We start from the raw sequence: 11170 nt of genomic DNA on the forward strand, positions 1-11170 counted from the left end.
TTAAAGTCATAAAATAGAAAAAATGAAATAAATAATTCAAATCTAAGGGGGATTTATAATGGCAAAAATAATTAAAACTGCGTACACTTTTGATGATGTATTACTAGTACCTAATAAATCAGATATATTACCAAGAGAAGTAAGTACAAAAACATACTTAACTAAAACAATAAAGTTAAATATTCCTTTAATAAGTGCTGGAATGGATACAGTAACTGAATCAAAGATGGCTATTGCGATTGCAAGAGAAGGCGGAATTGGGATTATACATAAAAATATGGATATTGAGGAACAAGCAAAAGAAGTTGATAGAGTTAAGAGACAGGAAAATGGAGTTATTACGGATCCTATATTCTTATCACAAGATCATCTTATTCAAGATGCAGAAAACTTAATGTCACGATATAGAATATCAGGAGTTCCAATCACAACTGAAGATGGAAAATTAATTGGAATAATAACTAACAGAGATATAATCTTTGAAACAGATTTTCAAAGAAAGATTTCAGAAGTAATGACAAAAGATAATTTAATAACTTCATCAGAAAATACTACAGTAGAAGAAGCTAAAGAAATCTTAAAGAAACATAAAGTTGAAAAATTACCACTAGTTGATAAGGACGGATATTTAAAAGGCTTAATCACAATGAAAGATATTGAAAAAGTAAGAAAGTTCCCAAATGCTGCAAAGGATGATAAAGGTAGATTGTTATGTGGAGCAGCAGTAGGTGTTACTGGAAACATGATGGAAAGAGTTGAAGCACTAGTTAAAGCTCAAGTTGATGTTATCACTCTTGATACAGCACATGGACATTCAAAAGGTGTTATAGATGCAGTTTCGCAAATTAAAAAAGCATATCCTGATCTTCAAGTTATAGCTGGAAATATTGCTACAGCTGAAGCTACAGAAGATTTAATAAAAGCTGGAGCAGATTGTATTAAAGTTGGTATTGGACCAGGATCAATTTGTACTACTAGGGTAGTTGCCGGAGTTGGAGTTCCTCAATTAACAGCTGTTATGGATTGTGCGGAAATAGGTAGAAAATATGGCATTCCTGTAATTGCAGATGGTGGACTAAAATATTCAGGAGACATAGTAAAAGCATTAGCAGCGGGAGCATCTGTTGCAATGATGGGATCATTACTTGCAGGCTGTGAAGAAGCACCAGGGGCAATGGAAATATATCAAGGAAGAAGTTATAAAGTTTATAGAGGGATGGGATCTTTAGCTGCTATGGAATGTGGATCTAAGGATAGATATTTCCAAGAAGGTAATAAAAAATTAGTTCCAGAAGGCGTTGAAGGAAGAATTGCTTATAAGGGATATGTTGCTGATACTATCTTCCAATTAATAGGGGGAATTAAATCAGGACTTGGATATTTAGGATCAAAGAACTTTGACATTTTATATGAAACAGCTAATTTTGTAGTTCAAACATCGGCTGGATTTAGAGAAAGTCATCCACATGACATTAATATCACTAAAGAAGCTCCTAATTATAGTGTAGGACAATAGTTGTTAATTATTGATTAACCTAAATAATTACTGTTTAAATAATGCACAATGTACAATTTTAATTTCTATGCGCGTGGTTTAAACCCGCCGTCTTTAGATGATATAAGCTTTTAACCTTTAACAAAGTACATAAATATAAAAAATTGTATTTTGTATTGATAAATTAAGGTATTTAGTTAATAATACAAGTAGAATAATTTTTTAGGAGGAAAGCATGAAAAAAGAATTAATTTTAGTTATTGATTTCGGCGGACAATATAATCAATTAATTGCTAGAAGAGTTAGAGAATGCAATGTGTATTGTGAAGTTCATACATATACCTTAAGTGTTGATAAAATAAAAGAAATGAATCCAAAGGGAATAATATTTACAGGTGGCCCAAATAGTGTATATGGCGAAGATTCTCCTTTATGTGATAAAACATTATTTGAAACTGGAATTCCTATACTTGGGATATGTTACGGTTCACAATTAATGTCACATGTTCTTGGAGGAAAAGTTTCAACAGCTCCTGTAAGTGAATATGGGAAGACAAAAGTTGATGTTAACATAGAATCAAAGATTTTTAACGGTGTATCACCATCTACAATCTGTTGGATGAGTCATACAGATTACATAGAAAAAGCACCAGAAGGCTTTAAAATAGTTGCAAACACTCCAGCATGTCCAGTTGCAGGTATGGAATGTGAAGAAAAGAATTTATATGCAGTTCAATTCCATCCAGAAGTAATGCATACACAAGAAGGAACAAAGATGCTTTCAAACTTTGTATATGATGTTTGTGGATGTTCTGGAGATTGGAAAATGGACTCATTTGTTGAAAAGACAATTGAAGAAATACGTGAAAAAGTTGGAAATGGTAAAGTGTTATGTGCATTATCAGGCGGAGTTGATTCTTCTGTTGCAGCAGTATTGCTTTCGAAAGCTATTGGAAATCAATTAACATGTGTATTCGTTGATCACGGTTTACTTCGTAAAAATGAAGGAGATGAAGTTGAAGAAGTATTTGGACCTAATGGACAATACAATTTAAACTTTATTCGTGTAAATGCACAAGAAAGATTTTATGAAAAATTAGCTGGAATAGAAGAACCCGAACAAAAGAGAAAAATAATTGGTGAAGAATTCATCAGAGTATTTGAAGAAGAAGCTAAGAAAATAGGATCAGTTGATTTCTTAGTACAAGGAACTATTTATCCAGATGTAATTGAAAGTGGTCTTGGTAAATCTGCAGTTATAAAATCACATCATAATGTTGGAGGACTTCCAGATTGTGTAGATTTTAAAGAAATAATAGAACCATTAAGATTATTATTTAAAGATGAAGTACGTAGAGCAGGTTTAGAACTTGATATACCTGAAAATTTAGTTTATAGACAACCGTTCCCAGGACCAGGTCTTGGAATACGTATAATAGGTGAAGTAACAGCTGAAAAAGTTAAAATCGTTCAAGATGCTGACTATATTTATAGAGAAGAAATTGTAAAAGCAGGGATTGATAGAGAAATAGGTCAATATTTTGCAGGACTTACTAATATGCGCTCAGTAGGTGTAATGGGAGATGAAAGAACTTATGATTATGCAATAGCACTTCGTGCAGTAACTACAAGTGATTTCATGACAGCTGAATCAGCTGAACTTCCTTGGGAATTACTTGGAAAAGTAACAACTAGAATTATAAATGAAGTAAAAGGGGTTAACCGTGTAATGTATGATTGTACAGGAAAACCACCAGCAACTATAGAGTTTGAATAAAGGTAGATACTGATTTTAGATAATTTATAAAGATTAAAATTAAATATAAGTATGATTTAAGTAGTTACGTTTTATATATAAAATATATTATATCGTAGCTACTTTTTCGCTTGTTTTAAGACATTTTTAGAATGGTAAGTAGGGAATATTTAATAACCATTAACAGGTATTGTGAGTGGTAGTGATTTTTCAATAAAACAAGGAAAAAATTAAAATTAATGTCCATTACCTCAATAGTTTCCATACATATGTGCACTTGTATATTTTTCACTATGATTAATAACAAATATAATAAATTAGCATAATATAATATTAAGACTTGTTAAAACTTCTAAAGTTTTATTTGAAAATATTTTTAATTGAATAAATTATAATCAATTAACAAGGAGAGAAGAATATGGGAAACAGAAATGATGAAAGGGAATGCAGAAATAATGATGTAGATGAACTTGAAACCAGTGATGGAAGAAATCTATCAAGTGATGAAATAAATGATTGCCATCATAGAAATCGTGATCGTTTTGCTGATGTTCTAGCAGATGCTTACAATGAAGGTTATAAGCAAGGCTATTGTGATGGATTTAAAGATGGTCGTGAAAAAGGGCGAGTTGAAGGATTTCAAGAAGGGTGTAAAGCTGGACAGGAATTGGCGAAACAAGAAGTTTTATGCTTTATAAAAAGAAATAGATGTTGCTGCAGACGAAATTGCTGTTAAACAAAAAATTGTTATATAAAAATAAATAGCGCTATTAAAAAGAGGAATTGTATAAATATTTCTCTTTTTTTAATAGTGGAAATATAGAAAATAGAATTATTATTTATATTTATGCAAATAATAAAAAATACAAACATAAGTTAAGATTGCTATAAATTGTGATATAATTAGAAAAGAAAAACATTTTTAATTGTATATGGAGGTAGAATAGAAAATGAATAAAGGGATATCATTAGATTTATCAAAAGTTGCACCTTATTTAGCTATGACTGAAATTGATTATATGGAGGATATGGTTAAAAGTGCTCATGATAAGTTACATAACGGAACAGGAGCAGGAAATGACTTTTTAGGTTGGATTGACTTACCAGTAAATTATGACAAAGATGAATTTACAAGAATTAAAAAATCAGCAGAAAAGATTAAAGCAGATTCAGAAATCCTAATAGTTATTGGAATAGGTGGATCATATCTTGGTGCGAGAGCAGCAATTGAAATGCTAACAAATAATTTTCATAATGCACTAGATAATGATAAAAGAAAGGCTCCTAAAATATTTTATGTAGGTAATAATATTAGCTCTACATATATGACTGAACTTTTACAAGCAATAGATGGAAAAGACATAAGTTTAAATATAATTTCAAAATCAGGTACTACTACAGAACCTGCAATAGCATTTAGAATTTTAAGAACATATTTAGAAAAGAAATATGGCGCAGAGGAAGCTAGAAAAAGAATTTATGCAACAACAGATAAAGCTAAGGGTGCTTTAAAGACATTAGCTGATGCAGAAGGATATGAAAGCTTTGCAGTTCCAGATGATATCGGAGGAAGATTCTCAGTATTAACAGCAGTTGGGTTATTACCAATAGCTGCAGCAGGAATCGATATCGATGAAATGATGAAGGGTGCTGCAGATGCAAGAGAAGTTTATTCAAAGCCATCTCTTAAAGATAATGAAGCTTATCAATATGCAGCAGTTAGAAATGCTTTATATAATAAAGGAAAAGTAATTGAAGTATTAGTAAACTATGAACCATCACTTCATTTCTTTAATGAATGGTGGAAGCAATTATTTGGAGAATCAGAAGGAAAAGACAATAAAGGATTGTTTCCAGCAGCAGTTGATTTTACAACTGATCTTCATTCAATGGGACAATATATTCAAGAAGGAAGAAGAACTCTTTTTGAAACAGTTATAAATGTACAAAAAGCAAAATATGAAATCAATATAGAAGCAGCTGAAAATGATATGGATGGTTTAAACTTCTTAGCTGGAAAGAGTATGGATTTTGTTAATAAGAAAGCAGCTCAAGGAACTTTATTAGCTCATAATGATGGAGGAGTTCCAAACGTTGTATTAAATGTACCGGAACTTTCACCATATTACTTTGGATATATGGTTTACTTCTTTGAAAAGGCTTGTGGAATAAGTGGATATATTTTAGGTGTAAATCCGTTTGATCAACCAGGAGTTGAAGCATATAAGAAAAACATGTTTGCTCTACTTGGAAAGCCAGGATATGAAGATATTAAAGCAGAACTAGAAAAGAGACTTTAATTTAAATGAAAATTATAATTGATGGAGATGCCTGTCCAGGCATCTCCATTATTGAAAAAATAGCAAGGAACCATGAAATTCCAATGATAATTTATTGTGATATTCATCATTTTATCCAAAGCGAATATGCACAAGTTAAAGTTGTTGATAGCGGATTCCAAAGTGTAGATATGTATGTGATGAATGAAACTAAAGAGGGTGATATAATTGTTTCTCAGGATTATGGTGTAGCTGCAATATGTTTATCTAAAAAAGCAAAGGTGATAAATCCTAAAGGTTTTATTTATGATGAAAAGAATATTGATAGATTATTAGAAGAAAGGCATCTTTCACAAAAAATCAGAAGAGGTGGCGGAAAAACTTCAAATGCTAAAAAAAGAACAGAAGAAGACAATTTAAGGTTAGAAAAAAATTTAATAAAACTTGTAAAAAGTTAATCGTAGACATATGAAAAAATAAAATTATGTTTTATATATTATATTTAGAAGCTTAATGAAAATTATAGGCTTCTTTTTTTGAGGAAATTTTAATCTAAAAGACAAAAAAGTGAAATGTTATTTTGAATAACTACTCCATCTATGAGTTTGCATAAAGAAATATGATATAATTAAAATAAAAATTGACTGAAGTTATTTACAAATATTGGTATAAATGTATAATATAATAATAGGGACTTGCTTGAGAACAATGATGAAAGGGGGTATGGATTTCATGGAAGAACTTCAGTTGAAATATGTTGAGATAATTTTTGATAAGCAAACGCCACAAAATGTTGGCACTGAAATAAATATATTAAGTAAAGTAGACAGTCAAATAGGAAATTTGGAATATAAATTTATTGTTGGTAAGGGCGGAATTTGGAATACTATACAAGAATTTTCAGAAAACAATGAGTGCGCGTGGAAACCTAAAAGAGAAGGGGAGTATATGGTTATGGTACAGGGGAGAGAAAAAGATGGAAGAAAGCCGTTGGATTATCTAGCTAAGGAGGATTACTCTATAGTAAGAGGAGAAGCAATAAATATAATGCACGAAGAAGTATCTATTGAAAAAGCTGTGAATGAAGGAAATGAAAAAATAGATTTCAAAGATATAGTAGATAATGATGATCTATTACGAATTAAAAAAGAAGACTTTACTGAAAACAAAATAGAATTAAAAAAAACAATAAATAATGCAGAAGATAATGTTGTATTTTTTGATGTTAAAGAGCTTTTAAAGGAGGAAAAAGAAACTCTAGTAGTGGCTAATGATGATTGTGGTGAGATAGCTTTTTCTGAAGATGGTAAAAGAAATAATAATCTGAAAATAGAACTAGCAGAAAATAAAGATAAAAAAATAAATGTTAAAAACAATAAAGGTGAAATTCTTCATGAAGTAATATTAGAAAAAAACAATGTATTATCAGAAGAATCAAAAGATAATAATGATAGAGAAGTAAGTGTTATAAAGGAAATTATCATTGATAAAGAAGAAGTTGTCATTGGTGAAAAGTGTTCTATAGAAGTAAAATCAAATGATACAAATGGGTATTTATATAGGTTTTATATTAAAAGATATAAGGACTGGGATATAGTTAGGGATTATGATACAAGTAATATTTTAAAATATACGGCTACTGAAGCAGGAGAAAAAGAATTTTTAATACAATGTAAAAGAATGGAATCTACTGAAAGCTTTGAAGATTACAGAACTATAAAAGTAAATGTTAAAAATATTAGGAAAATAGAAATAACAAACTTTAAATGTTTAAGTAAGTCATTAATTGTTGGAGAAAAGCTTGAATTTGTAGTTCAAACCAATCTTCAAGCCGAAGCTAGTGAAAAAGATGAGATTATATTGTTATACAAATTTTATAAAATTTACAAGGATGGGAAATCAGTTTGCATACAGGATTATTCTACAAAAAGTGATGTATACTATAAAGAGATGGAAAATGGAACTTATAGGATTTTATGTCTTGTGAAGAGTATTCTTTCTAATAAAGAATATGATGATAGGGCTATTTTAGTATATACTGTTAAACCGTATAAGGATATTAAAATTAATAGTTTTGTAGCTGACTTAAATTCACCTCAAGCAAGTGAAACTGATATAAAATTTACCTCTGAGGTTCAAGGTGGAAATAATATATTATATAAATATAAGGTAAAGGGGCCTATTGAAGAAGATACAGGTTTTATAGATAAAGATGAATTCATATGGAAGCCAATGGAAGCTGGGGAATATGAAATTATATTATATGTTAAGGATCTTAACTACAAGGGAGAATATGAGGATACTAGAAAAATTGCATTTACTATTGAAAAGAAAGGGAAAAAACTAGTAAAAATTTTGGATGTAGTAATTGATAAGGAAAAGAAAATTATAATTGGAGAGCCTGTTAACATAATGGTTAATGGAGAAGGTGGAACAAGACTTCAATATTCATTTATAATTAGGAAAGATAGTAGGAAGTTAGAGGGAGTGGATTATAATAAATCTAACTGGATTAATTTTATTCCTAAGCAAGCTGGTGAATATGAAGTAGAAATAATGCTTAAGGATAAATACTCAAACAAGCCTTATGATGCTCAGACAGTTATACATTTAAAAGCTATGGAATACGTACCGGGAGAGATAGATTATATAATTTTACCTTTTAAGGAGACTCATTTAATTGGAGAAACTATTGAGTTTGAATGTATTATTCAAAACACGCAAAATGTTGTAGTTAAATATGAAACGAAGATTAATGGAAATTCTGTTGAACAAACAGAATTCTCAAAGAATAAAAAATTAAGATTTGTGCCTAAGATTGCAGGTAAATATACAATAGAAGTTTATGCTAAAAATCTAAAGTGCAAGGGTGAATATGACTCTAAGAAACAAGTAAGCTTATATGTAAGTGAAGCACCACCTGTAATAGAAACTAAAATAATAACCAATAAAGTGGAGGGTGACATAAATGAAGAATTGACGTTTGAGGTTATAAGCAGAGGTGGCAAGGATGTTTGTTATGAATTTTATCTAATGGAGAATAATGAGTGGAAAAAGGTACAAGCCTATAGCAGAAAACACTATTATAGCTTTATACCATTTATTTCAGGGAAATATAAAATTTTAGCATTAGCAAAGAGCTATTATAAAAAGGGTAGTTATGAAGATTATGATCAAATAGTATTTTATGTTAAAGGTTTAAAAAAATAGTTCGAAAATAATTAGAGGCATATGTGGATATTTATTTTTTCAGATGCCTAAGATGAATTTTGAGAGGAAGGTTATTTTAAGATGGCAATAGATAGTTTAAATCAAATCTCAAATGAGCAACTATTGGCAATGAATATGATAGGGAATGGACAAATTACTAGTGATTCTAGTTCAACAAGCGGTAGTAGTACTAATGATGAATCGAATTTAGCATTTCAATTAGTAATGAAAAATTTAGCGGAGTCAGCAAAGAATTCTAAGAAAAACAATGCGGATACAATAAATGATGGTATAAATAAAACCAATAGTCAAGCAACAAATGATGAAAATTTGAGTACTACAAATAGTACAAATGCTACTAATACTGTTGTAGCTACAAATAATGTTAATAGATCGATACAACAATGTGCAGCAGGGCAAAACTTAGAAGATATACCTATGGTTTTAAATAATAAGTATGTGAATTCAAAAGGAAAATCTGGATCTATATTATCTGGTAGAAGTGATGCTGATATGCAGAAGATATATAATGCAGTAAATGCTGCATCTGAAAAGTATGGAGTAGATTCAAATTTAATATTATCTATAATTAAGCAAGAATCTGATTTTGATCCTTATTCAACATCAAGTTGTGGAGCGTCTGGATTAATGCAGATTATGCCAGAAAATTTTGCTAGTGTAGGTGTTACAGATCAATATGATATAGACCAAAATATTAATGGTGGAACTAAACTATTTAAAGAATATTTGAATCAATATAATGGAAATGCAGAGATGGCACTTATGGCTTACAATGGGGGGCCAGGTACTATGCAAAGAAGAGGTGTTTCATCAGCATCTGATTTATATAAAATGCCAGAAGAAACTCAAAATTATGTTCCAAGAGTAATGGGATATTATAAAAATGGAATCTAGAATAGGGTGTTTTTAATGCACGATGCATAAGACACAATGTACAATTAAGGAATGTTATTAGTATTTCATCCTTAGTCGTGATTTGTGAACTATGCATTGTGTATTGTTTTTTTTGTTAAATTTAAAATAATAGAAAATGCGTATTAAAGTAAAAAAATATGAGAAAAATAAATTTATATGTCGCTAGTTGGGACACTATGATAAAATATACACGTATGAAAAAAGAGCAAAGAGCAAATAAGATAATTTCACGTATAAAAAAAGCGTAAAGCACAACCGAAAACTTAAAACATAAAGATATTCTAAAGGAATAGCATCGTAAATTGAAAAGGTTGCAGAACAAATTTCTTGTCTTACGTGCTCTAAAAAAGTATCACTTTTACATTTGCAAATAATTAAAGACGATTGGAGTGAAAACATGGAAAGATTAGATAAAATAATTTCTAATTTAGGATATGGAAGTAGAAAAGATGTTAAATCTTTTGCTAAGAAAGGCCTTATAGAAGTTGATGGAATAATAGTTAAGGACAATGGAATGATTGTTGATCCTGCAAAAGTAAGTATAAAAATTAATGGGGAAGAAATATTGTATCGTAAATATATATATATGATGATGAATAAACCTGATGGTGTTATATCTGCAACTCAGGATAATAGAGATCAAACTGTAATTGATTTATTAGAGGTAGATCATCAAGCATTTGAACCGTTTCCTGTTGGCAGGTTAGATAAAGATACTGTTGGCTTATTACTATTGACTAATGATGGAGAACTTAACCATAGATTAATAGCACCTAAGTGGCATGTTGATAAAGTTTATTATGCAAAAATCGACAAAAAGGTTGATGAAAAAGATATAGTAACTTTCAAAAATGGCGTTACATTAGATGATGGATATAAGTGTTTAGAGGCAAATCTTGAAATACTATCTAGCAGCGATGATGGTGCTGAAATTAGGCTTACAATACAAGAAGGTAAGTTTCATCAAGTAAAAAGAATGTTTGAAGCTATTGGAAAACAAGTTGTATATCTTAAAAGAGAAGAATTTGGAGGTCTTTTATTAGATCCTGAATTAGCAGAAGGCGAATATAGAGAATTAACAGATGATGAATTAAGCGTTTTAAAGAGTTATTAACGAATGTTAAATTGTTTTGCAATAAAATAATTCATTTATTGCAAAAAAAATCACAAATTTTATTAAATTACTTGCATTATCAATAATAATACCCTATAATAAGCTTGCAAGGATAAATAAAAGGAATATATAGCCCCCTTTTTATTTATTGCTTATTGCTTATTGCTAAAGCGCAACCTAGCCCCAAGGGTTGCGTTTTTTTTATTATAGAATGAAAATGTTTACTGTAAAATATGAATACGGTATCAAAACAAATAATGATTAAAAAAATGATTGTTTGTTAAAAATATCAAAAAAACATAGAAACTGAATGATAAAAATCATATTTTGAAATATATGATTTTTATCATTCAGTTTTTCATTATATATATAATATTTTC

The 11170-nt window shown here is 29.7% G+C and carries 8 protein-coding genes; all 8 read left to right on the plus strand.

Annotated features, from left to right (window positions below):
• Positions 1-58 precede the first annotated feature (58 nt).
• The 8 genes from guaB (at position 59) to psyc5s11_RS02120 (ending at position 10790) form a co-directional block, all read left to right on the plus strand.
• Positions 59-1516 (plus strand): IMP dehydrogenase, encoded by a 1458-nt coding sequence (guaB, locus tag psyc5s11_RS02085; protein WP_224036012.1) that lies wholly within the window; start codon positions 59-61, stop codon positions 1514-1516.
• 214 nt (positions 1517-1730) lie between these two features.
• Positions 1731-3272 carry a glutamine-hydrolyzing GMP synthase gene (gene guaA, locus psyc5s11_RS02090; protein ID WP_224036013.1) on the plus strand — a complete coding sequence of 514 codons (1542 nt, stop codon included), beginning with the start codon at positions 1731-1733 and terminating at the stop codon, positions 3270-3272.
• A 397-nt stretch (positions 3273-3669) separates the two neighbouring features.
• Positions 3670-3987, plus strand: a complete 318-nt coding sequence (locus tag psyc5s11_RS02095) for a hypothetical protein (protein WP_224036014.1) — start codon at positions 3670-3672, stop codon at positions 3985-3987.
• 214 nt (positions 3988-4201) lie between these two features.
• On the plus strand, positions 4202-5551 hold the full coding sequence (locus psyc5s11_RS02100; protein WP_224036015.1) for a glucose-6-phosphate isomerase: 1350 nt from the start codon (positions 4202-4204) through the stop codon (positions 5549-5551).
• Positions 5552-5556: 5 nt separating this feature from the next.
• Positions 5557-5988 carry a YaiI/YqxD family protein gene (locus psyc5s11_RS02105; protein WP_224036016.1) on the plus strand — a complete coding sequence of 144 codons (432 nt, stop codon included), beginning with the start codon at positions 5557-5559 and terminating at the stop codon, positions 5986-5988.
• Positions 5989-6262: 274 nt separating this feature from the next.
• Entirely contained in the window at positions 6263-8740 is a 2478-nt protein-coding gene (locus psyc5s11_RS02110) for a triple tyrosine motif-containing protein (protein ID WP_224036017.1), read from the plus strand.
• A gap of 81 nt (positions 8741-8821) precedes the next feature.
• Positions 8822-9655: a lytic transglycosylase domain-containing protein gene (locus tag psyc5s11_RS02115; protein ID WP_224036018.1), complete on the plus strand. Its 834-nt coding sequence runs from the start codon at positions 8822-8824 to the stop codon at positions 9653-9655.
• Between the two features lie 418 nt (positions 9656-10073).
• The gene (locus psyc5s11_RS02120; protein WP_224036019.1) at positions 10074-10790 is read left to right on the plus strand and encodes a pseudouridine synthase; all 717 of its coding nucleotides are present in this window, start codon (positions 10074-10076) and stop codon (positions 10788-10790) included.
• Positions 10791-11170: the final 380 nt, after the last annotated feature.

The organism is Clostridium gelidum (assembly GCF_019977655.1).
GTDB classification, from domain to species: Bacteria; Bacillota; Clostridia; order Clostridiales; family Clostridiaceae; genus Clostridium; species Clostridium gelidum.